Below are 21,510 nucleotides of genomic sequence, written 5' to 3' on the forward strand. Positions count from 1 at the left end.
GGATGGTTTCCATGACTGCCCCCGATTCCGCGCAGCCCCGGCCCGCGTCCCAGGCGCCGCAGGCGCGCGGCCCGCATGCGGCATCCACGCCCGGTCGGGCGGATGGGCCCGCGCGGCCGCCGGCTTCGCGCCAGGCGGCCGCGGCACAGGACGCGGCGCGCGCCAGGCCGGCGCCGCGCAAGCAGCTTTCGGCGGCAGCCGTCAGCCGCTTCAAGCCCATCCTCTTCCTGTTGGGCCTGTTTCCGCTGGCGCGCTGGATATGGCTGGGGATGAACAACGGCCTGACGGCGAACCCGGTGGAGTTCCTGACCCGGTCGGCCGGCACATGGACGTTTGTCTGTCTCCTTGTCACGCTGGGTATCACTCCGCTGCGGCGCCTGGCTGGGCAGCCGGCACTGGTGCGCCTGCGCCGCATGTGCGGCCTTTTCGCCTTTTTCTACGGTTTTCTGCACTTCATGTCCTGGGTCGCGTGGGACCGCGGCTTCGACCCCGCGTCGATGCTGCAGGACGTCGGTCAAAGGCCCTTCATCACCGTCGGTTTCGCGGCCTTCGTGTTGATGAGTGCCTTGGCGGCAACGTCTACCCAGGGCGCCATGCGCCGCATGGGCAAGCGCTGGCAGCAGTTGCACCGGGCGGTGTATGCGATCGGCATACTGGCCGCGTTGCATTTGCTGTGGGACAAGAGCGGCAAGCACGATTTCCAGCAACCCATCGCCTATGGGAGCGTGCTGGCGGTGTTGCTGTTGTGGCGGGTCTACGCCTGGGCCGCCGCGCGCCGCAAGGCCGGAGCCAAGGCGGGTGCCAAGAGCGATTCGGCGCTGGCCGGCTAGGGCATCGATCCCGTGGCAAGGACCCGGCTGGGTGCTTGCCCCCGCGTGGCGCTGCCTTCATCCGTGCCGGTTGGCTTGACCGGGGCAGCGGGAAAGGCCAGCAGGATGGCAGCGGTTTGCGCATCGGCGACGCCGTCGTAGCGGATGGCCCGGTAGTGCATCTGGAAGGCGGCAAGCACGCGGGTGGTTTCGATATCGAAGACGCCGGTCTGGCGTACGTCATACCCGAGGCGTTTCAGCCGTTCCTGGAACCAGCTTGCGTCCGGCAGGCCGTTTTTTTCGAAGAACGCCTGCAGTCCCGGGACGGCACCTTCGTCGTACCAGCGGCCCAGGCCTGCCATCGCCAGGCGGCGCCACGGAAATAGTGGGCCGGGATCGACCTTGCGCTGCGGCGCGATATCGCTATGGCCGACGATGTTCTTGGGCAGGATGCCGTGCCGACGGGCAATATCTTTCACCAGCAACATCACTGCCCGTATCTGGTCATCGTGATAGGGCTCCCATTGCCATGCGCCATCGGGCGCGCGCCTGCCGCCGCGGTTGACGATTTCTATCCCTATAGAGGCGTTGTTGATATAGGTGCGGCCGTACCAGCTGCTTTCTCCCGCATGCCAGGCATTGCGGTCTTCCGGCACCAACTGGTACACGTGGACCGGATGGGTGTCGCTGACCAGGTAGTGCGCGCTGACATCGCCGTGGGATAGCGTCAGCAGCGACGCCCCATCGTTGCCGGCCGTGTAATGCAGGACGATGAAGCGCACCCGGCTATCCTGGCTGGCCGACTGTATCGATCGGTCCACCACGAGCCCGGCCGGATACCGCGCCGCGCAGCCGCCCAAAACCAGGGTGGCTGCCAAGGCCGCAATCGCCAAACGGACGGCCGAAGCCAAAAGGCCATGGCCTTTGCCTACGGGCGGCCGTGCGGACCGGCTCATCGCGCGAGGTACAGGAACAAAGTGGGTTTCTTGTCCAGGTCGGGGGCTGGGCCGGTTTTCCAGTCGGCGATGGTGCGGGTGCGGATCCATTCGCTGGCGGTGGTGAGCGAGCGGGCCACGCATAGTCGTGTGTCGCCCCGTAGCGTCTCCACCAGGGTGGAAAACATGGCGGCGTTGCGATAGGGGGTTTCGATCAGCAGCTGGGTTTGGTTGCCGCGGCTGGACTGCTGTTCCCAGGCGCGCAGCTGGCGCGCGCGTTCGGTCGGTTCGACGGGCGCATACCCGTGGAAGGCGAAGCGCTGGCCATCCAGGCCGCTGGCCATCAGGGCCAGCAGAATGGAGGATGGTCCGACCCACGGGCGTACCGTCAATCCAAGCCGGTGCGCGATGTCGGCGACCCGTGCGCCAGGGTCGGCCACCGCGGGGCACCCGGCTTCCGACACCAGGCCGATCTCGCCGCCTTGCTTCAAGGGGCGCAGCCAGCTTTGGATCTGTGCCTCGTCGGTTTTTTCCGCCAAGGTGTGTATGGTGATGTCCTGCAACGGGCGGATCGCACCCACCGCCTTCAAGAAGGCGCGCGCGGTCTTGGCGTTTTCGGCGATATAGGTGTCCAGGCGTGCGGCCAGCGAGCGCACTTCGGGCGGCAGCCAGCGGTCGACCGGCGCATCGCCCAGTCCAACGGGAATCAGGTGCACTTGGCCCGGCACGGAGCCCGGGCCGCCTGGCGCTTTCCCTTCGGCAGGGGTGGGGTGCGTGGCGCCGTTCAAGGCCTTGCCTCCGCGTGGGCCAGCGGGTCCAGGCCGAATTGCGCCAGCATGCCCGTCAGGGCAATCAGCGGCAGTCCGATGATCGCCGTCGGGTCGTCGCTGCGCATGCTTTCCATCAGCGCGATGCCCAGGCTTTCCGCCTTCGCGCTGCCGGCCGTATCGAATGGCGTTTCGGCACGCAGGTAGGCATCGATGGCCGCGTCCGACAGGGCGCGGAAGCGGCAGTAGGTGACGATGTCGGCCTGTGTGGTGCGCTGCCCGTCCGTCACGGCCAAGGCGCTATGAAAGGCGACTTCGCGCCCGGACAGCATGCGCAATTGCGCTTGCGCGCGGGGGAAATCCCCCGGCTTGCCGATGGCCGTGCCGTCCACGGTGGCAACCTGGTCCGAGCCGATGACAATCGCGCCGGGATGGGACGTCGACACGGCGTGGGCCTTGGCGATGGCCAGGCGCAGGGCAAGATCGGCCGGCTGTTCGCCCGCCCGGGGCGTTTCGTCGACCCCCGGGGCGATGGTCTCGAAGGGAAGGCGCAGGCGGGTAAGGAGTTCGCGCCGATAGGGCGAGGTGGATGCGAGGATGAGGCGTGGCTTGGACAAGGGCATGCAAGGTTTGACGGTCAGACGTAAGTCACGGTATTATCTAACGTTTTCGCGGAAATTTCGTCGCCTGGATTTTTCGGGCGGGCGTCTCCCGATGTTTCGGGCGGGTGCGGAAGCAGAGTGCGGAAGTAATGGGTCAGTAGTGGGTGGTCAGTAGTGGGTGGGCAGTAGTGGCTGAGCAAACCGTGGGAGGCATGCCGTGGTGAAGGAAACCGTGGTGGGGCAGACCAGGGCGGCGCGGGTGGGTGTTATCGACGCGTTCGATTTTGCGCGGTCCGGCAAGGAAGCTTCCGGCAGTCTGCCGCTGGCCCGGTTCGGGCGCGCGATGAAAGGGCTGCCGTTGCAGCCGCGCGACGAGACGGGCGAGGTGCGCTGGGCTGTGCGCGGCGAAACCGGCAGGCTCGGGGAACCGCTGTTGCATCTGCATGTGCAGGCAGCGCCGGTGCTGGTCTGCCAGCGTTGCATGGAGCCTTTCGCCTATCCCATCGATGCACACGTGAGTCTGCACCTGGTGAAATCGGAAGCCGAGCTCGATGACGGCCTCGACGAAGTCGCCCAAGATGCGGATGACGACGCCGACGATATCGAGAGCGGGCCGGAAAAGGTGGTCGGTTCCCGGCATTTCGATCTGCTGGAGCAGGTCGAAGACGAGCTGATCCTGAATATTCCGTACGTGCCCAGGCATGATGTATGTCCGGACACGCCGCTGAAGACAAGCGCCGGCCAGCCGGCGGATGGTGCCGACGCGGGGAAGCGTCCATCGCCGTTCGCGGTGCTGGAAAAATTGAAGCAAAAACATTGAGGTCAACACCGGGCCGCATCGCGTACAATGCGCCCCGTTTCTAGGAGTCATCATGGCTGTTCAACAAAACAAGAAGTCCCCGTCCAAGCGTGGCATGCACCGCTCGCACGACTTTCTGACCGCGCCGTCCACGGCGATCGAACCGAACACGGGCGAAACGCATCTGCGTCACCATATCAGCCCGAACGGCTTCTATCGTGGCCGCAAAGTCATCAAGACCAAGAGCGACGAATAAGTTCGTTCCGCACCGCGTGAACCGGACCGCATTGTTACGGCTGGCGCTGATACCTGGCACCCGTGATACGCATCGCTATTGACTGCATGGGCGGCGACGTTGGCCTGCCCGTGACCATACCCGCGTCGATCGAGTTCGCCCGCCGGTTTCCGGACGTGCGCCTGCTCCTGGTCGGGCTGCCGGACGCCATTGAAAAGGCGCTCGAAGGCGCGCGGGACGTGCCGCGGGATCGGCTGGAAATCGTGCCGGCCTCCGAAGTCGTCTCGATGGACGATTCCGTCGAAGTCGCCTTGCGCCGCAAGAAGGATTCGTCCATGCGCATCGCCGCCCAGTCCGTCAAGGACGGGCGCGCCGATGCCTGCGTTTCCGCCGGCAACACCGGCGCGTGGATGGCCATCTCCCGCTACGTGCTCAAGACCCTGGATGGCATCGACCGTCCCGCCATCGCGACGTCGATTCCCAATCAAAAGGGCAAGTCGACCACCGTGCTGGATCTCGGCGCGAACGTCGACTGCACCGCCGAACACCTGCTGCAATTCGCCATCATGGGCGCGGCGCTGGCGCAGGCGCTCGACCATTGCGAGCGTCCCAGTGTCGGCCTGCTGAACATCGGCGAGGAAGTCATCAAGGGTAACGAGGTTGTCAAGGAAGCCGCCGAGCTGCTGCGCGCCAGTCCCTTGAACTTCCATGGCAATGTGGAAGGCAACGATATCTTCAAGGGCACGGTCGACGTCGTGGTCTGCGACGGTTTCGTCGGCAATGTCGTGCTCAAGTCCATTGAAGGCCTCGCGCGGATGCTGTCCAGCATCATCCGCGAGGAATTCAAGCGTAATCCGATTACCCTGCTGGCCGGCGCCATTGCGTCGCCGGTCCTGAACCGCCTGCGCAAGCGAGTCGACAACCGGCGCCACAACGGCGCAGCCTTGCTCGGCCTGCGCGGCGTCGTCATCAAAAGCCATGGTTCGGCCGATAGCTATGCCTTCGGCTTCGCGCTGCAGCGCGCGCGGGAAGCGGTGGCCAGCAAGCTGCTGGAACGCACCAACCAGAGCATGGCCCAGATCAGGCAGCAGGGCATACCCATCAATCCAGCGGCGGTTCCCATGCCGCGCGCGGCCAGGGACTCTGCCTGATGAACGACACTCCGCAGTATTCGGTGATAGCCGGTTCCGGCAGCTATCTGCCGCCACGCGTCGTCTCCAATGACGACCTGGCCGCGGAACTGGCCACACGCGACATCCAGACCTCGGACGCCTGGATAGTCGAACGCACCGGAATCCGCCAGCGGTATATCGCCGAGCGCGGCGTCACTACCAGCGATCTGGCGACCGAGGCCGCGCGGCGCGCCATCGCGGATGCCCGCCTGCGGCCGGAAGACATCGATCTCATCATCGTGGCCACCTCCACGCCGGACTACGTGTTTCCCAGCACGGCCTGCCTGGTACAGAGCAAGCTCGGCATCAAGGGCGGCGCGGCCTTCGACGTCCAGGCCGTATGCAGCGGTTTCGTCTACGCGCTGACCACCGCCGACAGCTTCGTGCGCGCGCGGCGCGCCCGCCACGCCCTGGTCATCGGCGCCGAAGTGTTCTCCCGTATTCTCGATTGGAACGACCGTGCCACGTGCGTGTTGTTCGGCGACGGCGCCGGCGCGGTCGTGCTGTCCGCGTCCGACGAGCCCGGGATCCTGGCGGCGCAACTGCATGCCGATGGCAGCCAGACCAAAATCCTCTGCGCGGCGGGCAATGTGGCCTACGGTGAAGTGACCGGCGACCCTTTCCTGCGCATGGACGGGCAGGCGGTATTCAAGCAGGCGGTGAACGTGCTGGAACGCTCCGCGCGCGATGTCTGCGACGAGGCCGGCGTGCCGCTGGAAGCCGTGGACCTGCTCATCCCCCATCAGGCCAATGTCCGCATCCTGAATTTCCTCGCCCGTAAATTGAATCTGCCCGCGGACAAACTGGTGGTCACGGTCGACCGCCATGCCAATACCTCCGCCGCCAGCGTACCGCTCGCGTTGGACGTCGCGCGCCGCGAAGGCCTCGCCAAGCCCGGCCAGCTCATCCTGATGCAGGGTGTCGGCGGCGGGTTCACCTGGGGTTCGGTGCTGGCGCGGCTGACCGCCTGAGCACCCTGTACAACGACAATCTGATCTGACCGTCAATCGATGAAAATCGCTTTCGTATTTCCCGGCCAGGGCTCGCAATCCGTCGGTATGCTGGATGCCTGGCAAGGCAACGCGGCCGTCGCCGATACCGTGGCGCGGGCGTCGGCGGCCCTGTCGCAGGACCTGGCGGCCTTGATCGCCCAGGGGCCGGCCGAACAGCTCAACCTGACCACCAATACCCAGCCCGCGATGCTGACGGCCGGCGTCGCGCTTTACCAGGCCTGGCTGGCTGCCGGTGGGCGCCAGCCGGACATGGTCGCCGGACACAGCCTGGGCGAATACGCCGCGTTGACGGCCGCGAAGGCGCTGGCCCTCGAAGATGCGGTGCGCCTGGTGCGCATCCGTGCCGACGCCATGCAGGCCGCGGTGCCCGTGGGTGCCGGGGCCATGGCCGCCGTGCTTGGCCTGGACGACGACGCGGTACGGGCTGCCTGCGCCCAGGCCGCTCAGGGCGAGGTGGTCGAAGCCGTCAATTTCAATGCGCCTGCCCAGGTCGTGATCGCCGGGCACAAGGCAGCGGTGGAACGCGCATGCGAAGCCGCCAAGGCGGCGGGTGCCAAGCGCGCGCTGCTGCTGCCGGTGTCGGCACCGTTCCATTCCAGCCTGTTGGAGCCGGCCGCGGCCGTGCTTTCCAGGGCGCTGGCCGAAGTCGCCGTGTCCGCCCCCGCGATTCCCATGGTAAACAACGTGGACGTGGCGATGCCCACCGATCCCGCTGCCATACGGGATGCGCTGGTGCGACAGGCCTGGCATCCCGTCCGTTGGGTGGAAACCCTGCGCGCCATGAAGGAGCAGGGCATCACCCACGTCATCGAATGCGGTCCCGGCAAGGTGTTGACCGGCCTGGTCAAGCGTATCGACGGCGAGCTGACCGGCCTGGCGATTACCGATCCCGCCTCGCTGGATAGCGTGCTGGCCACGCTCGGGTCGAACTGACAAGGAAGTCGTACCATGGAACTGCAAGGAAAGATCGCGCTGGTTACCGGCGCCACCCGGGGCATCGGCAAGGCAATCGCCCACGAGCTCGCCACCCGTGGCGCGACCGTCGTCGGTACCGCCACGTCGGCAGCCGGCGCCGAAACGATAAGCGAGGCCCTGGCGCCGTTCAACGGCCGGGGCGTCGTGCTGGACGTGACGGACTCCCAGGCCTGCGAGGCGCTGGTGGAAGCGCTCGCCAAGGAAGGCGGTCCGCACATCCTGGTGAACAATGCGGGCATCACGCGCGATACGCTGGCCATGCGCATGAAGGACGATGACTGGGACGCAGTGATCGATACCAACCTGGCTGCCGTGTTCCGCCTGTCGCGCGCCGTCATGCGCGGCATGATGAAGGCCCGTTGGGGCCGCATCATCAATGTGACTTCCGTGGTCGGTTCCAGCGGCAATGCGGGACAGGCCAACTATGCGGCGGCCAAGGCGGGGGTGGCGGGCATGTCCCGTGCGCTTGCCCGGGAGCTCGGCAGCCGCAATATTACGGTCAATTGCGTGGCGCCCGGCTTCATCGATACCGACATGACGCGTGTACTGGGGGAAACCCAGACCGCCGCGCTGCTGCAGCAAATACCCGTGGGACGGCTGGGTTCGCCCGCCGACATCGCCCATGCCGTCGCATTCCTGGCCGGTCCCCAGGCCGGTTACATTACCGGGACTACGCTGCACGTCAACGGCGGCATGTATATGTAATTTAGCGGGTCCCGAATAGCCCGCCGAACGGCGTATCTTTCGGGAATCCATTTTTGTCACAGCCCGGCGTTGGCATTACGCTGCGCTTGGCTATAATTCGCGGGATTTTTCCCAATTGGAGATCTGCATGGAAAGCATCGAACAGCGCGTCAAGAAGATCGTCGCTGAACAACTTGGCGTCAATGAAGCCGAGATCAAGAACGAATCTTCCTTCCTTGACGACCTCGGTGCCGATTCGCTCGACATGGTTGAGCTGGTGATGGCTCTCGAAGATGAATTCGAGACCGAGATCCCCGACGAAGAGGCCGAGAAAATCACGACCGTGCAACAAGCGATCGACTACATCAATTCGCACGGCAAGCAATAAGCAATCAGCCTGTCTTTCCTTGCGCCATGGCGTTATCGCCGTGCGGGGAACCAGGGCGGTTTTTGGGTTATGCCGCGCGGATGCTGCGCGGGGCGGCAGTCGGCTGCCCCGTGGTGCTGTTTTCCGCGCAAGCGCGGCGTATTCCAGGCCGCCTTTCTTTTGTCTGTTTAGGAGTCATCCGTGAAACGACGCGTCGTCATCACCGGACTCGGCATCGTGTCCCCCGTGGGCAATGACGTGTCCAGCGCCTGGGACAATATCGTCAACGGACGTTCCGGCATCGGCCGTATTACCCGTTTCGATCCTTCGGCGCTGACCACACATATCGCGGGCGAAGTTCGCGATTTCGATGTCACGCACTATATCCCCGCCAAAGAAGCCCGTCAGATGGATACGTTCATCCACTACGGCCTTGCGGCGGGCGTCCAGGCCTGGCGCGACAGCGGCCTGGAGATCACCGATGCCAATGCGGAGCGCATCGGTGTCATCATCGGCTCGGGCATCGGCGGATTGCCGCGCATCGAGGAAACCCAGACCGATCTGCTGGCGCGCGGTCCGCGTCGTATTTCGCCCTTTTTCGTACCCGGCGCGCTGATCAACCTGATCTCCGGTCAGCTGTCCATCATGTACGGATTCAAGGGGCCGAGCTACGCGGTGGTCTCGGCATGCACCACCGGCCTGCATAGCATCGGCGATTCGGCGCGCCTTATCGAATACGGCGACGCTGACGTGATGATCGCCGGCGGCGCGGAATCCACCGTATCGCCCCTGGGCATTGGCGGCTTTGCCGCGATGCGGGCCCTGTCCACGCGCAACGACGACCCCACGACCGCCTCGCGTCCGTGGGACCGCGATCGCGACGGCTTCGTGCTGGGCGAGGGCGCCGGCGTGGTGGTGCTCGAAGAATACGAGCACGCCAAAAAACGCGGCGCACGCATCTACGGTGAATTCGTCGGCTACGGCATGAGTTCCGACGCGCATCACATCACCGCGCCGAACCAGGACGGTCCGCGCCGCGGCGTGATCAATGCGCTGCGCAACGGCGGCCTGAATCCGGAAGACGTGCAGTACGTCAATGCGCACGGTACGTCCACGCCCCTGGGCGACAAGAACGAATCGGATGCGTTGAAGCTGGCCTTCGGCGACCATGCGCGCAAACTGGTCATCAATTCCACCAAGTCGATGACCGGCCACTTGCTCGGCGCGGCAGGCGGCATCGAGGCGGTCTTCACCACGCTGGCGGTCTATCACCAGATCTCGCCGCCGACCATCAACCTGTTCAACCAGGATCCCGAGTGCGACCTGGACTACTGCGCGAACGAGGCGCGGGAGATGACGATCAACGTGGCGCTGTCCAACTCCTTCGGGTTTGGCGGCACCAACGGGTCGATGGCCGTGCGTCGGATTTAAGGGAGCCTGCGTGCACCCGGATTGGACGTTGCGCGTACCTATCTTGCGGCCTCGGCTGGCCGCATGGTTGGACGGCGCCGTAATGGCTGCCGCCCTGGCCGCGCCATCGCTGGCCCTGTATGGGCGGGCGCTCCCGGCGCCGGCCTTGCTGGCCGCCGGTGCCGCCGCCATTGCGGGCATCCTGGCGGTCAGGCGCTGCCGTCCGGCAGTCCGGGCGATCCGCATGGATCGCGACGGCGCCTTTCATTTGCGCATGCGTGACGGCTGGTATCCCGCCGAATGGGTCGCTGCCTGGCGCGGGCCGCGCTGGCTGACCCTGCGGGCGCGCCTGCCTCGGCCGGTTTGTAACAGCGCCGTCCCGGCCTGCGGTTGCGTCACCTTTACCGTGTGGCAAGATGGGCTGCACGCCTCCGCCTGGCGCCGTACCTGCCTGCTGGCAAGCCGACGCCTGTGCCGCGCGCCCGCCCGCCGTGCGGCGAGGACGCCATGAGCGAACGGGACATCGACGCCGAACTGGTCGCCCGGGTCCAGCGCGGCGACAAGAAAGCCTTCGATCTGCTGGTCCTGAAGTACCAGCGCAAGATCATGCGCCTGCTTTCCCGCATGATTCGCGACCAGTCGGAAATCGAGGACGTGGCGCAGGAAGCCTTCATCAAGGCCTACCGCGCCTTGCCCCAGTTCCGGGGGGACAGCGCCTTTTATACCTGGTTGTACCGGATCGCGATCAATACGGCGCGCAACTGGCTTGCGTCCAATGGACGACGGCCCAGCACGCCCAACGCCCTCGAAAATGAGGACGGTGAAACTTTTAACGAAACGGACAACCTAAGCGATATCAGCACCCCGGAAGCAATGGTCGCCAGCCGCGAAATCGCGGAAACAGTGAACGCGGCCATACAGGGCTTGCCCGAAGAATTGCGTACGGCTATCGTCCTGCGGGAAATTGAAGGTATGAGTTACGAAGACATCGCCCAGAGCATGGGTTGTCCGATCGGTACAGTCCGGTCGCGCATATTCCGAGCCCGGGAAGCGGTGGCCGCGCGTTTGCGGCCCCTGCTTGGGAACGATGCCGATCGTCGTTGGTAAGGAGCTGGAGTCATGCAAAGATCATCTGTTTCCGTCGGCGCCGAGGACACCAGCTGGGAAGATTCGGTGTCGGCATGGATGGACGGCGAAGGCGCCGAGGAATGGCTGGACGGCCTGGAAGTAGCCGAAGGCCGGGAAACCTGGGATACGTATCACCTGATAGGCGACGTGCTCCGCAACCCCGAACTGTCCATCGTCCCCTCGCCTGCGTTCCAGGCCCGTTTGTCGGCCGCCCTGGCCAATGAGCTTCCCATCGTTGCGCCGCGCCGCCGCCGCGCGATGCGGCCCGCCTGGCGCTTCGGCCTTTCCGGCTTTGCCATGGCCGCCGCGGTGGCGTCCGTCGCCTGGGTCGCGCAACCGTACCTGTCCGGAAGCAGCGACGCGCCCACGGCCGAAACCCGGGTGCTGGCCGATGCCAGCACGGTGTCCGCCGACGATCCCAGCCTGAGCGACTATTTGGAAGCGCACCGGCAGCTCGCGGGTCCCACGGCCATCCGGCAAGTCTCTTTCGATGCCGGAGCGGGGCGCTGATGACAGTTGCGGCGGTGGGTGTCCCATCGTTCCTGTCGCGGCCGACCTTCCGCGCGGCCGATGTGTCGACGCGGGTTGGCCGCGGACTGGCCTCGGTATCCGCGGCGGTGGCGGCGGCCCTGTTCGCGATCAGCGCCGGTCTGGCGCATGCCCAGGCCGCGCCGGTATCGCCCAGCGTCGCCATGCCGGAGCCGGAAGCCCAGGCCTTGCTGGCGCGTATCCAGGATGCCGCGTCCAAGCTCGATTATTCCGGTATCTTCACCTATCAGCAGGGTGAAACCATCCAGTCGTCCCGTGTCGTGCACGTGGTGGATGGCAGCGGCGAACGCGAACGCATCGAAGTGCTGGATGGGCAGCCGCGCGAGTACCTGCGGCATAACGACGATATCCAATGCCTGGTGCCCGAGCACAAAACGGTACTCGTGCAGCACAAGCGCGCCGAGCAATTTCCCGGCCTGCTGCTGGGGTCGCCGACCGCGCTGACCAAGTACTATCGCGTGCTCATGCAGCCCCTGCCGCATCGGGTAGCGGGCCGCGAATGCCGCATCATCACCATCGAACCCCTGGACAAGGACCGGTACGGCTACCGCCTGTGCGCGGATACCGAAAACGACCTGTTGCTGAAGGCCCAGACGCTATCGAATGCCTCTACCGTGGTAGAGCAGGTCGCTTTCACCGCCCTGCGGCTGGGCGCCACGGTCGATCCCGGTCAATTGGAATCGCGCTGGAACACCAAGGACTGGAAGATCCAGCAGGGCAATATGAAGCCGGTGGATCTGGTCGCGCAAGGCTGGCGTATTCCCTACCCGGCGGGATTCATGCCCGTTTCACAGGTGGCGCGCATCATGGCCCATGGCGATGCGGTCAGCCAACTGGTATTGTCCGATGGATTGGCCGCGATCTCGGTCTTCATCGAGCCTTATGATAAGAAGCGCAATCGCCACCAGCCGCACGGCCTGTATCGGCGCGGGCCGATCAACGTCTACGGTATGCGGATTGCGGATTTCTGGGTCACGGTCCTCGGCGAGGTTCCCGCGCCCACCCTCGAGAAGCTCGCCAAGGCTACCGAATACGTGCCGCCCCCAGTGGCGCCCAAGTAAACAGCAGACGCCCCCAGGGGCTCGCCCGGAGCACATTGAATGATTCTGTCCACCGTGTCGAAAGTACCCGTCCGGCGGTTTTTTCCTGTTGGACTGTCCCAGGACATCACGCGTTTTGTCGGCCGCGAATCCGCCCGGCGTTGCCTGGCGGTACTGCTGGCCGCGGCCATGCTCGGCGGCGCCGGCTTGAGCGCGCCCGCCAGCGCCGCCCAGCCGGCCACGACCGGGCCGGCGATGATGCTGCCCGATTTCACGTCCATCGTCGAAAAAGCCGATCCCGCGGTCGTGAACATCCGCACCACCGCCACCGTACCGGTGCGTAGCGGCCCGCAGGATCCGTACGACCTGTTCCGCTTCTTCTTCGGCCCCGATTTCCAGCCTCCGGGCATGCCTGAAATGCCGGGCCAGCGTCCACGCGACCGCCAACAGCAGCCCAAGCAGCCGCAGCAGCAGCAGCCGCAAGAGCGCACCGTGCCGCGTGGCGTCGGCTCGGGATTCTTCATTTCCGCGGACGGCTACGTCCTGACGAACAACCATGTGGTCAGCGACGCCACCGACATTTTCGTCACCTTGACCGATGGCCGCGAGTTCAAGGCCAAGGTGATCGGCACCGACGAACGCACCGATGTGGCGCTGCTGAAGATCGATGCCAAGGGCATGCCGTTCCTGCCGATCGGCGACGACAGCAAGATCAAGAAGGGCCAGTGGGTACTGGCCATCGGCTCGCCCTTCGGCCTGGATTCCACGGTGACCGCCGGTATCGTCAGCGCGATCAACCGCGACACCGGCGAATATCTGCCCTTCATCCAGACCGATGTCGCGGTCAATCCGGGCAATTCGGGCGGTCCGCTGTTGAACCTGCAGGGCGAGGTCATCGGCATCAATTCGCAGATCATCTCGCGCAGCGGCGGTTTCATGGGTATTTCCCTGGCCATCCCGATCGACGAGGTCATGCGCGTGGTCGACGAACTGCGCGCGACGGGCAAGGTCACGCGCGGCCGCATCGGTGTGCAGATCGGCGAAGTCACCAATGACGTCGCCACTGCCCTGGGGCTGGCCCGGGCGGAAGGCGCGCTGGTCAGCAGCGTCGAGGGCGATAGCCCGGCCGATGCCGCCGGCGTGCAGCCGGGTGACGTCATCCTGCGCTTCAACAACAAGCCGATCGCGCGCTGGTCGGATCTGCCCCGGATGGTCGGCGAAACCAAACCCGGCACGGTGGCTCCCCTGCAGGTCTGGCGCAAGGGCAAGAACGTCACGCTCAGCGTGAAGGTCGCGGAAATCCCGCAAACCAAGACGCCGGTGGCCAAGAAGGCCGAGCCGGACAAGGAGCCGGCCGCCTCGACCGCCCTGGGCCTGACGGTGGTGCCGGTGCCGACGGCCACCCAGGGCAAGATGAAGATCAAGGGCGGCGTCATGGTGCGGGGCGCCACCGGGCAAGCCGACCAGGCGGGTATCCAGGAGGGCGATATCGTCCTGGCGGTGGGCGATACCGACATCACCTCGCCCGAGCAGTTCGTGCAGGTGGCGGGCAAGGTCGATAAGGCCAAGCCGGTGCCGCTGCTGATCCGCCGGGCCGACCAGACGCAATGGGTGGTGATCCAGCCCGGCAAGTAGGCCCAAGACCGGCTAAAATCGCTGGTTGCCGCAAAGAGGGGGCGCATGGCGCCCCCTCCTTATTGGCGCACCTGTTCCTTTCTTTTCCCCACCCCTATGCGTCATATCCGTAACTTTTCGATCATCGCCCACATCGATCATGGCAAGTCGACCCTGGCCGACCGCCTGATCCAGCGCTGCGGCGGATTGGCGGATCGCGAGATGTCGGCACAGGTTCTCGATTCCATGGACATCGAGCGCGAGCGCGGCATCACCATCAAGGCGCAAACGGCGGCCCTGGAATACAAGGCCGCCGACGGCCAGGTCTATAACCTGAACCTCATCGACACCCCGGGCCATGTGGACTTTTCCTACGAGGTCAGCCGGTCGCTCTCGGCATGCGAAGGCGCGCTGCTGGTCGTCGACGCCTCGCAAGGGGTAGAGGCGCAGACGGTGGCGAACTGCTACACCGCCATCGAACTGGGCGTGGAAGTGCTGCCGGTATTGAACAAGATGGATCTGCCGCAAGCGGACCCGGACGGCGCCCGCCAGGAAATCGAGGACGTGATCGGCATCGACGCGTCGCGCGCCATCCCCGCCAGCGCCAAGACGGGCATGGGCATCGACGACATCCTGGAAGCCATCGTGCGCGACGTCCCGCCGCCCAAGGGCAGCCCGACGGAGCCCCTGCAGGCGCTGATTATCGACTCGTGGTTCGATAACTACGTCGGCGTGGTCATGCTGGTGCGCATCGTCAACGGCGTGCTGCGCCCGAAGGACAAGATCCTGCTGATGGCCGCCGGTGCCACGCACCTGTGCGAACAGGTCGGCGTGTTCACGCCCAAATCCGTGCCGCGACAGGCGCTCAGCGCCGGCGAAGTGGGTTTCGTCATCGCCGGCATCAAGGAACTGGCGCATGCCAAGGTGGGCGATACCGTGACGCTGGCCGGCCAGCCCGCGGCGGGGCCGCTGCCGGGGTTCAAAGAGGTCAAGCCGCAGGTGTTCGCCGGCCTGTACCCCGTGGAAAGCAGCGAATACGACCAACTGCGCGACTCCCTGGAAAAGCTGAAGCTGAACGACGCCGCGCTCATGTTCGAACCGGAAGTCTCGCAGGCGCTGGGCTTCGGCTTTCGCTGCGGGTTCCTCGGGCTATTGCACATGGAAATCGTGCAGGAGCGGCTCGAACGCGAATTCGACATGGACATCATCACCACCGCGCCGTCGGTGGTGTACGAAGTCGAACTGCGCGATGGCCAGGTCATCACCATCGAAAGTCCCTCGCGCCTGCCCGAGGTCGGCAAGGTCGCCGAGATCCGCGAGCCCGTCGTCAAGGTCACGTTGTTCATGCCGCAAGAGTATGTCGGCCCCGTGATGACGCTGTGCAACAACAAGCGCGGCACGCAGGTCAACATGAGCTATCACGGCCGCCAGGTTCACCTGGTGTACGAGATTCCCCTGGCCGAGATCGTGCTGGATTTCTTCGACAAGCTGAAATCCGTATCGCGCGGCTATGCGTCGATGGACTACGAGTTCCTGGAGTACCGCTCGGCCGACGTGGTCCGGGTGGACCTCCTGATCAATGGCGACAAGGTCGACGCGCTCTCCATGATCGTCCACCGCAGCAACGCGCGCTATCGCGCGCGCGACGTGGTCTCGCGCATGCGGGGCCTGATCCCGCGCCAGATGTTCGACGTCGCCATCCAGGCCGCCATCGGCGCCGAAGTGATCGCCCGGGAAAACGTCAAGGCGCTGCGCAAGAACGTGCTCGCCAAGTGCTATGGCGGGGACATTACCCGCAAGAAGAAGCTGCTGGAAAAGCAGAAGGCCGGCAAGAAGCGGATGAAGCAGGTCGGCAGCGTTGAAATACCCCAGGAGGCCTTCCTGGCCATCCTGCAGGTCGAAGACAAATAAATAAGAGCGAGAAGGGCATCACATATGAGCTGGAACTTTGCGCTGATTCTGTTCGTCCTGCTGGTGGTCACCGGCATCATCTGGTTGTTGGATATCACCGTCTTGCGCAAGGCGCGGCGGCGCAAGGGAGAAGAGGCGGCGGCCCGCTTCGATCCGGCTGTGATCGGCGATGCAGGAGAAGCCGAGCGGCTGCGGCGCGAAGCGGCGGAAGCGGCCTCGCGCGTGCCGTGGTGGGTCGAATACGCCGTCAGCTTCTTCCCCGTCATCCTTTTCGTATTCGTGCTGCGCTCCTTCGTGGTGGAACCCTTTCGCATCCCGTCGGGCTCCATGTTGCCGACCTTGGAGTCGGGCGACCTGATCCTGGTCAACAAATTCAGCCGCGGCATACGGTTGCCGATCATCGACAAGAAGATCCTGGATACCGGCGCCCTGCAGCGTGGCGACGTCATCGTCTTCCGCTACCCCGTCGACCCCGATGTGGACTACATCAAGCGGGTTGTCGGCCTGCCGGGTGACGAAATCGCCTATCTGGACAAGAAACTATATGTAAACGGCCAGGAAGTGAAACACACCCGGGACGGCAATTATTTCGAACCTGACCGGGTGGCCTATATCAATCGATATAAGGAAAAGTTAGGCGACGTTACGCATGATATCCTGCTCGATGAGGATAAATACCAGGAGTACGGCCCCATTTGGCAGTTCCCGCACCTGGACAACTGCCAGTACAGCCGCAATGGCGTGCGCTGCAAGGTCCCGGCCGGCGAGTACTTCGCCATGGGCGATAACCGCGACAACAGCGCGGACAGCCGCTACTGGGGATTCGTTCCGGACGGTAATATCGTGGGCAAGGCCTTCTTCATCTGGATGAATTTTTCCGATCTAAGCCGGATCGGGCGATTCAATTGACATGTCGCTTGACGCGCTTCAAACCCGTCTGGACCACCGTTTCGGCGATGCGGCCCTGTTGGAACAGGCGCTGACGCATCGCAGTCATGGCGCGCGCCATAACGAACGACTGGAATTCCTGGGCGATGCCGTCCTGAATTTCGTCGTCGCGTCGATGTTGTTCGAGCGTTTCCACAAAATCGACGAAGGCGATCTTTCACGCCTGCGCGCCAACCTCGTCAAGCAGGCGTCGCTCGCCGACATCGCGCAAAAGCTCGATCTCTCGCAGGACCTGCGCCTGGGCGAGGGCGAACTCAAAAGTGGCGGCTTTCGCCGGCCTTCCATCCTGGCCGACACGCTGGAGGCCATCTTCGGCGCCGTTTTCCTGGATGGCGGCTTCGACGCCGCGCGCCGCGTCATCGCCAAGCAATACCAACCCGTGCTGGCCACCGTGGACCCAAAGACCCTGGGCAAGGACGCCAAGACCTTGCTGCAGGAATTCCTGCAGGGCCGCAAAATGGCCCTGCCTGTTTATACGGTGATCGCCACCCATGGCGCCGCGCACAGCCAGCAGTTTGAAGTCGAATGCGCCATCGCGCCCCTGGACATCAAGGTAACGGCACCCGGAGCCAGCCGGCGGGCCGCGGAGCAATCCGCCGCCAAGCTGGCGCTGGATGCCGCGCTCGCGGCCAGCCCGCCCAAGGCCGGACGCCGGGCACCGCGTGCACGCAAAACCGCGCAGCTGTCGCTGCCGGTCGCCGTCGCCCAAGAAATCAAATGACCCAGGAACAACCTACCCGATGCGGCTTCGTCGCCATCGTGGGCCGCCCCAACGTGGGCAAGTCCACGCTAAACAACGCGCTGATCGGCAGCAAGATATCGATCGTCTCGCGCAAGGCGCAGACCACACGGCATCGCATACACGGAGTGCTGACCCGCGACCACGATCAGTTCGTTTTCGTCGATACCCCGGGTTTCCAGACACGGCACGGCGGGACCATGAATCGCATGATGAACCGCGTGGTGACCCAGGCGCTGGCCGATGTCGACGTCGTCGTGCACGTCGTGGAGGCCGGGAAATGGTCGGAAGGGGATGCCAAGCTGCTGCCCATGCTGCCCGCCGGCGACCGTACCATTCTCGCGGTGAACAAGGTCGACGCGCTGAAGGACAGGAATAGCCTGTATCCCTTCGTGGCGAAAGTCAGCGCGCTGCATCCCTACGGGGCGGTGGTGCCGGTCAGCGCCGCGCGAAATCGGCAGCTGGACGATCTGCTGAATGAAATCGCCAAGCGTCTGCCGGAAGGCGAGCATATGTTCGAGCCGGACACGCTGACGGACCGCCCCATGCGTTTCATCGCCGCCGAACTGGTGCGCGAGAAGATCTTCCGCCTGGTCGGCGACGAATTGCCCTACGGCTGTACCGTCGTCATCGAACAATGGGAAGAAACGGACAAGGGCGCCCGCGTGGCGGCATGCATCGTCGTCGAACGCGAGGGCCACAAGCCCATCCTGCTGGGGGCCGGCGGCCAACACATGAAGCGCATCGCTACAGAGGCACGCCTGGAAATCGCCAAAATGCTGGACAAACCCGTGCACCTGGAAATCTATATCAAGGTGCGCAAGGGTTGGTCCGACCGCGAAGAGTCGCTGCGCGACCTGGGATATGAGTAAACGCGGCACACGCGTCCAGGATACTTCCGGCTACATGCTGCATGCCACCCCGTGGCGTGAAACCTCGCTGATCGTGCAGACATTCTCCCGCGATCACGGCTGTGTGGCGCTGGTCGCCAAGGGCGCCAAGCGCCCGTACTCCACCCTGCGTCCGGTCTTGTCCGCTTTTCAGCCGCTGGCGCTATCGTGGTCCGGCGGGGGCGAAGTCAAGACCTTGACGCGCGCGGAGGTGGCCGGCATCCGGCCGCTGGCGGGGCCGTCCCTGATGTCGGCCTGGTACATGAACGAACTGCTGCTGCGCTTGTTGCCACGCGAGGACGCGCACCCCTTGCTGTTCGACGCCTACGATACCGCGCTGACGCAACTGGCTGGCGGTACCCGCGCCGCGGGCGCGTTGCGCCGTTTCGAATGGACCCTGCTCCGGGAAACCGGCTATGGCGTGGACGAAGCCATGCCGGACTTCGACGACCCGGCCATCGAGCCGCGGCTGCGGCACGACCTGCGGGGACGGCTGGCGGAAATCCTGGCGGGCCGGCCCTTGTCGACGCGGCGCGTGCTGCTCGATCTTCAGACCCGCCGGCTGTCCACGCGCTTGCCCAGCAGATAGCCGCAAACGGCCCATATCGCCGCGCAGGCGGCGCCCACCACGGCGACCAGCGTCGCGCCATGGCCCAGTGCGTCCACGCCCGTCTTCACCCATGCGCTGGCGGCATCGCCGGCACGGTAGACCACGGTATCGATGAAGTTTTTGGCCTTGTACTTGGCTTCGGCGTCGACCGTCGTGAAGACCATCTCGCGTCCCGGCCGCACCAACGCGTACTCGCCCACGCGGCGCAGCACCATGACCACGGCCAGTACGGCGAACACCGGCGCGACCGCCAACACCGCGAAGCCCACGCACACGACCAGCGGCACCGCGGTCAGCAGGAAGGCGACGCCCAGGCGCTGGGCCAGGCGCCCGGTCAGGAAGAGCTGGGTCAGCATGGCAAGGGCCTGTACCGCGAAATCCAGCGCGCTGAACACACGGATGCGTTCCGCCGACGAGGTAAAGGCATCGGCGACCAGCCTGGCCTGTTCCATGTAGAGAAAGGTGCTGGCCGTGGCGAGCAGGATGACAAAGGCGGCCAGCCCCAGTAGCAGCGGCGAGGTGAACGTGCGCGTCGCGCCGGCCAGTATGCCGCCCCCGATCGGGCGGCCCGGGGATGTCGCATCGCCCGGGCTCGTTTCCAGGCCTGTGCCGGCTTCATCCGCCCCGGCGCCCGCCGTGGCCCGCCAGCGCATCAGCCAGGACTTCATGGGCAGCGTCAGCGACAGCAGGCCGGCCGATAGCAGGATCAACCCCGGGGCGCCGAGTACGCCGGCCAGCGCGGCCCCCAGGACGGGACCGGCCAGTCCGCCGGTGCTGGCGCCCGCGGCGATGAAGGCGAACAGGCGCTTGGCCTGGGCCGTGCGAAACACATCCGCCATCAGGCTCCACGCCACCGATACTACGAAGAGATTGAACACCGATAGCCAGACGTAGAACGCCCGTGCGGGCCACAGATTGCCGGGTTGCCGGTACAGCCAGCCCGCGAAACCGACCAGCGTAAGGGCGAAAAAGGCGTAGGTCCAGGTAACGAAGTCCGCGCGGGGCACGCGGCGGGCCAGCCAACCGAAGCACGGTACGGCTACCAGCATGACGACGAAGGTCGCGGTGAACAGCCATTGCAGCTTGTCGACCCCGGCGGCGACCCCCAGCGTTTCGCGAATGGGGCGCAGCATGAAATAACCGGTGAACAGGCAGAAGAAAAACGCGAAGCCGCACGTCGCGGCCATGCCTTCGCCCGGACGGATGTTCAGCGCCCGCTGCAGGCGGCCGGCCGGCGATGCGTGAGGCACGGCGGGGGCGTCGCCCATGATGCCGTCAGGCGAACAGGGCGGCGATGCGTTCGCGCGTGGCTGCGTCGGGCTGCCTGCCCATCCCAGCCAACAGGTTGTCCTGCATATTCGCCGGCTTGGATGTCGCCGGAATCACGGCGGTCACCGCGGGATGGCCGACGATGAACTTGAGGAAAATCTGCGCCCACGATGTGCAATCGATGTCGGCGGCCCATTCCGGCAGCGCTTTGCCCCGCACCTGGCGGAACAGGGCACCGTCCTGAAAGGGGCGGTTGATCAGTACCGCCACTCCGTGTGCCTGGCAGGCCGGCAGCAGCCGCCTTTCCGCGCCGCGCGACGTGACCGACAGATTGATCTGCACGAAATCCGGTTTTTCGCGTTCCACCAGGCGTGTCAGCTCGTCCTGCGCCGATTCGGTGTAGTGCGTAATGCCCAGGTAGCGCGTCACGCCCTGTTGCTTGAGCTCGCGCAGCAGCGTCAGTTGCGTGGCGGTATCCACCAGGTTATGAACCTGGATCAGATCCAGTTTGCGTGTGCGCAGGGCGGCTTCGGAGTTCCGTACCTGGCGCATGCCGGCGTCACGGCCGCTGGCGCCTATCTTGGTAGCCAGGAATACATCGGTGCGCGCGCCCAGCCGGGTCAGCAGCTCGCCCGTGACGGCTTCGGCGTCGCCGTAGCTGGGAGCGGTATCGATGATGGCGTTCCGGCCCGCCGAAGCCAGGAGGCGCTGCACCACGCCCTGCAGCGGGACCAGTCCTTCCTTGTCTTTCGGGGATACGTCGAAGGTATCCGCCGTACCCAGGCCGATGACAGGCAGCAGTTCCCCGGTGGACGGGATGGCGCGGCGAAGCATGGCCGGCGCGCTTGCGGCTTTCGAGGCGCCGGTCGCGCCCCCAGGCGCATTGGCGGCATCGCTGGCATTTGCGCCATGTGCCAGCCAGCTCGAGGCCAGCGCGGCGATCGGGGCGTCAAGCAGGAAGCGTCGGCGGCTTGGCATTGTCGTGTACTCCGAAAAGAAAAGGGGCTCACGAATTGCGAGCCCTTCGACCATCGGCGGGGGGAA

24 protein-coding genes are annotated in these 21,510 nt (G+C 65.2%); 19 read left to right on the forward strand and 5 right to left on the reverse strand.

Annotation, left to right across the window (positions count from 1 at the left end; translation table 11 throughout):
- Window positions 1-11: 11 nt before the first annotated feature.
- Window positions 12-830 carry a protein-methionine-sulfoxide reductase heme-binding subunit MsrQ gene (gene msrQ, locus CAL28_RS09030; protein WP_094844505.1) on the forward strand — a complete coding sequence of 273 codons (819 nt, stop codon included), beginning with the start codon at window positions 12-14 and terminating at the stop codon, window positions 828-830.
- On the opposite strand, the gene CAL28_RS09035 is transcribed toward msrQ, so the two are convergent.
- The 3 genes from CAL28_RS09035 to CAL28_RS09045 form a co-directional block, all read right to left on the reverse strand.
- Window positions 827-1,687: an N-acetylmuramoyl-L-alanine amidase gene (locus CAL28_RS09035; protein ID WP_303396614.1), complete on the reverse strand. Its 861-nt coding sequence runs from the start codon at window positions 1,685-1,687 to the stop codon at window positions 827-829. The two genes, msrQ and CAL28_RS09035, sit on opposite strands and share 4 nt — an antisense overlap.
- Window positions 1,688-1,761: 74 nt before the next feature.
- On the reverse strand, window positions 1,762-2,472 hold the full coding sequence (locus tag CAL28_RS09040) for an SAM-dependent methyltransferase (protein WP_094844506.1): 711 nt from the start codon (window positions 2,470-2,472) through the stop codon (window positions 1,762-1,764).
- Window positions 2,473-2,528: 56 nt separating this feature from the next.
- Window positions 2,529-3,134, reverse strand: coding sequence for a Maf family nucleotide pyrophosphatase (locus CAL28_RS09045; RefSeq protein ID WP_094841087.1), 606 nt, complete (start codon window positions 3,132-3,134; stop codon window positions 2,529-2,531).
- A 196-nt stretch (window positions 3,135-3,330) separates the two neighbouring features.
- Here CAL28_RS09045 and CAL28_RS09050 point away from each other — a divergent pair, with 196 nt between their 5' ends.
- The 18 genes from CAL28_RS09050 to recO all read left to right on the forward strand — a co-directional run bounded on the left by CAL28_RS09050 (window position 3,331) and on the right by recO (window position 19,176).
- Window positions 3,331-3,933: a YceD family protein gene (locus tag CAL28_RS09050; RefSeq protein ID WP_254926061.1), complete on the forward strand. Its 603-nt coding sequence runs from the start codon at window positions 3,331-3,333 to the stop codon at window positions 3,931-3,933.
- Window positions 3,934-3,985: 52 nt separating this feature from the next.
- Window positions 3,986-4,168, forward strand: a complete 183-nt coding sequence (gene rpmF, locus CAL28_RS09055) for a 50S ribosomal protein L32 (protein WP_066346671.1) — start codon at window positions 3,986-3,988, stop codon at window positions 4,166-4,168.
- 62 nt (window positions 4,169-4,230) lie between these two features.
- Window positions 4,231-5,298, forward strand: a complete 1,068-nt coding sequence (gene plsX, locus CAL28_RS09060) for a phosphate acyltransferase PlsX (RefSeq protein WP_094841088.1) — start codon at window positions 4,231-4,233, stop codon at window positions 5,296-5,298.
- The gene (locus CAL28_RS09065) at window positions 5,298-6,290 is read left to right on the forward strand and encodes a beta-ketoacyl-ACP synthase III (protein ID WP_094841089.1); all 993 of its coding nucleotides are present in this window, start codon (window positions 5,298-5,300) and stop codon (window positions 6,288-6,290) included. The genes plsX and CAL28_RS09065 overlap by 1 nt, the downstream gene beginning before the upstream one ends.
- A 39-nt stretch (window positions 6,291-6,329) precedes the next feature.
- Window positions 6,330-7,265, forward strand: coding sequence for an ACP S-malonyltransferase (gene fabD, locus CAL28_RS09070; protein ID WP_094841090.1), 936 nt, complete (start codon window positions 6,330-6,332; stop codon window positions 7,263-7,265).
- Between the two features lie 15 nt (window positions 7,266-7,280).
- The gene (fabG, locus tag CAL28_RS09075) at window positions 7,281-8,012 is read left to right on the forward strand and encodes a 3-oxoacyl-ACP reductase FabG (protein WP_094841091.1); all 732 of its coding nucleotides are present in this window, start codon (window positions 7,281-7,283) and stop codon (window positions 8,010-8,012) included.
- A gap of 127 nt (window positions 8,013-8,139) precedes the next feature.
- Window positions 8,140-8,379 (forward strand): acyl carrier protein, encoded by a 240-nt coding sequence (gene acpP, locus CAL28_RS09080; RefSeq protein WP_003813816.1) that lies wholly within the window; start codon window positions 8,140-8,142, stop codon window positions 8,377-8,379.
- 180 nt (window positions 8,380-8,559) lie between these two features.
- A complete protein-coding gene (gene fabF, locus CAL28_RS09085; RefSeq protein WP_094841092.1) occupies window positions 8,560-9,789 on the forward strand; it encodes a beta-ketoacyl-ACP synthase II in 1,230 nt (409 codons plus the stop codon).
- Window positions 9,790-9,871: 82 nt separating this feature from the next.
- Window positions 9,872-10,279 (forward strand): hypothetical protein, encoded by a 408-nt coding sequence (locus CAL28_RS09090; RefSeq protein WP_094841093.1) that lies wholly within the window; start codon window positions 9,872-9,874, stop codon window positions 10,277-10,279.
- Window positions 10,276-10,875: an RNA polymerase sigma factor RpoE gene (gene rpoE, locus CAL28_RS09095; protein ID WP_094844508.1), complete on the forward strand. Its 600-nt coding sequence runs from the start codon at window positions 10,276-10,278 to the stop codon at window positions 10,873-10,875. The genes CAL28_RS09090 and rpoE overlap by 4 nt, the downstream gene beginning before the upstream one ends.
- Before the next feature lie 12 nt (window positions 10,876-10,887).
- Entirely contained in the window at window positions 10,888-11,406 is a 519-nt protein-coding gene (locus tag CAL28_RS09100) for a sigma-E factor negative regulatory protein (protein WP_094841094.1), read from the forward strand.
- The gene (locus CAL28_RS09105) at window positions 11,406-12,506 is read left to right on the forward strand and encodes a MucB/RseB C-terminal domain-containing protein (RefSeq protein WP_176463935.1); all 1,101 of its coding nucleotides are present in this window, start codon (window positions 11,406-11,408) and stop codon (window positions 12,504-12,506) included. The genes CAL28_RS09100 and CAL28_RS09105 overlap by 1 nt, the downstream gene beginning before the upstream one ends.
- A 168-nt stretch (window positions 12,507-12,674) precedes the next feature.
- Window positions 12,675-14,120, forward strand: a complete 1,446-nt coding sequence (locus tag CAL28_RS09110; RefSeq protein ID WP_094844510.1) for a DegQ family serine endoprotease — start codon at window positions 12,675-12,677, stop codon at window positions 14,118-14,120.
- Window positions 14,121-14,216: 96 nt separating this feature from the next.
- Window positions 14,217-16,010 carry a translation elongation factor 4 gene (gene lepA, locus CAL28_RS09115; RefSeq protein ID WP_094841095.1) on the forward strand — a complete coding sequence of 598 codons (1,794 nt, stop codon included), beginning with the start codon at window positions 14,217-14,219 and terminating at the stop codon, window positions 16,008-16,010.
- Between the two features lie 24 nt (window positions 16,011-16,034).
- A complete protein-coding gene (gene lepB, locus CAL28_RS09120) occupies window positions 16,035-16,919 on the forward strand; it encodes a signal peptidase I (RefSeq protein ID WP_094841096.1) in 885 nt (294 codons plus the stop codon).
- 1 nt (window position 16,920) lies between these two features.
- The gene (rnc, locus tag CAL28_RS09125) at window positions 16,921-17,679 is read left to right on the forward strand and encodes a ribonuclease III (protein ID WP_094841097.1); all 759 of its coding nucleotides are present in this window, start codon (window positions 16,921-16,923) and stop codon (window positions 17,677-17,679) included.
- A complete protein-coding gene (era, locus tag CAL28_RS09130; protein WP_094841098.1) occupies window positions 17,676-18,569 on the forward strand; it encodes a GTPase Era in 894 nt (297 codons plus the stop codon). Before rnc ends, era begins: the two co-directional genes overlap by 4 nt.
- The gene (gene recO, locus CAL28_RS09135; protein WP_094841099.1) at window positions 18,562-19,176 is read left to right on the forward strand and encodes a DNA repair protein RecO; all 615 of its coding nucleotides are present in this window, start codon (window positions 18,562-18,564) and stop codon (window positions 19,174-19,176) included. Before era ends, recO begins: the two co-directional genes overlap by 8 nt.
- Here the strand turns inward: recO and CAL28_RS09140 are convergent.
- Together CAL28_RS09140 and CAL28_RS09145 are read right to left on the reverse strand one after the other, a co-directional pair.
- Window positions 19,137-20,465: an NTP/NDP exchange transporter gene (locus CAL28_RS09140; protein WP_094841100.1), complete on the reverse strand. Its 1,329-nt coding sequence runs from the start codon at window positions 20,463-20,465 to the stop codon at window positions 19,137-19,139. The genes recO and CAL28_RS09140 overlap by 40 nt on opposite strands.
- Window positions 20,466-20,472: 7 nt before the next feature.
- Complete coding sequence (locus CAL28_RS09145; RefSeq protein ID WP_094841101.1) at window positions 20,473-21,444, reverse strand: aldo/keto reductase; 972 nt, start codon at window positions 21,442-21,444, stop codon at window positions 20,473-20,475.
- Window positions 21,445-21,510: the final 66 nt, after the last annotated feature.

Source organism: Bordetella genomosp. 11 (assembly GCF_002261215.1).
Classification (GTDB): domain Bacteria; phylum Pseudomonadota; class Gammaproteobacteria; order Burkholderiales; family Burkholderiaceae_B; genus Bordetella_C.

What these genes read in the sequence shown, in the direction of transcription:
- recO (WP_094841099.1), top strand. Translation starts at nt 18,562, where the DNA reads ATGAGTAAACGCGGCACACGCGTCCAGGATACTTCCGGCTACATGCTG.
- CAL28_RS09145 (WP_094841101.1), bottom strand. Translation starts at nt 21,444, where the DNA reads ATGCCAAGCCGCCGACGCTTCCTGCTTGACGCCCCGATCGCCGCGCTG.
- CAL28_RS09065 (WP_094841089.1), top strand. Translation starts at nt 5,298, where the DNA reads ATGAACGACACTCCGCAGTATTCGGTGATAGCCGGTTCCGGCAGCTAT.
- CAL28_RS09100 (WP_094841094.1), top strand. Translation starts at nt 10,888, where the DNA reads ATGCAAAGATCATCTGTTTCCGTCGGCGCCGAGGACACCAGCTGGGAA.
- CAL28_RS09105 (WP_176463935.1), top strand. Translation starts at nt 11,406, where the DNA reads ATGACAGTTGCGGCGGTGGGTGTCCCATCGTTCCTGTCGCGGCCGACC.
- lepB (WP_094841096.1), top strand. Translation starts at nt 16,035, where the DNA reads ATGAGCTGGAACTTTGCGCTGATTCTGTTCGTCCTGCTGGTGGTCACC.
- CAL28_RS09110 (WP_094844510.1), top strand. Translation starts at nt 12,675, where the DNA reads ATGCTCGGCGGCGCCGGCTTGAGCGCGCCCGCCAGCGCCGCCCAGCCG.
- rpoE (WP_094844508.1), top strand. Translation starts at nt 10,276, where the DNA reads ATGAGCGAACGGGACATCGACGCCGAACTGGTCGCCCGGGTCCAGCGC.
- era (WP_094841098.1), top strand. Translation starts at nt 17,676, where the DNA reads ATGACCCAGGAACAACCTACCCGATGCGGCTTCGTCGCCATCGTGGGC.
- fabD (WP_094841090.1), top strand. Translation starts at nt 6,330, where the DNA reads ATGAAAATCGCTTTCGTATTTCCCGGCCAGGGCTCGCAATCCGTCGGT.
- fabG (WP_094841091.1), top strand. Translation starts at nt 7,281, where the DNA reads ATGGAACTGCAAGGAAAGATCGCGCTGGTTACCGGCGCCACCCGGGGC.
- msrQ (WP_094844505.1), top strand. Translation starts at nt 12, where the DNA reads ATGACTGCCCCCGATTCCGCGCAGCCCCGGCCCGCGTCCCAGGCGCCG.
- acpP (WP_003813816.1), top strand. Translation starts at nt 8,140, where the DNA reads ATGGAAAGCATCGAACAGCGCGTCAAGAAGATCGTCGCTGAACAACTT.
- rpmF (WP_066346671.1), top strand. Translation starts at nt 3,986, where the DNA reads ATGGCTGTTCAACAAAACAAGAAGTCCCCGTCCAAGCGTGGCATGCAC.
- CAL28_RS09140 (WP_094841100.1), bottom strand. Translation starts at nt 20,465, where the DNA reads ATGGGCGACGCCCCCGCCGTGCCTCACGCATCGCCGGCCGGCCGCCTG.
- lepA (WP_094841095.1), top strand. Translation starts at nt 14,217, where the DNA reads ATGCGTCATATCCGTAACTTTTCGATCATCGCCCACATCGATCATGGC.
- CAL28_RS09045 (WP_094841087.1), bottom strand. Translation starts at nt 3,134, where the DNA reads ATGCCCTTGTCCAAGCCACGCCTCATCCTCGCATCCACCTCGCCCTAT.
- CAL28_RS09090 (WP_094841093.1), top strand. Translation starts at nt 9,872, where the DNA reads ATGGCTGCCGCCCTGGCCGCGCCATCGCTGGCCCTGTATGGGCGGGCG.
- rnc (WP_094841097.1), top strand. Translation starts at nt 16,921, where the DNA reads ATGTCGCTTGACGCGCTTCAAACCCGTCTGGACCACCGTTTCGGCGAT.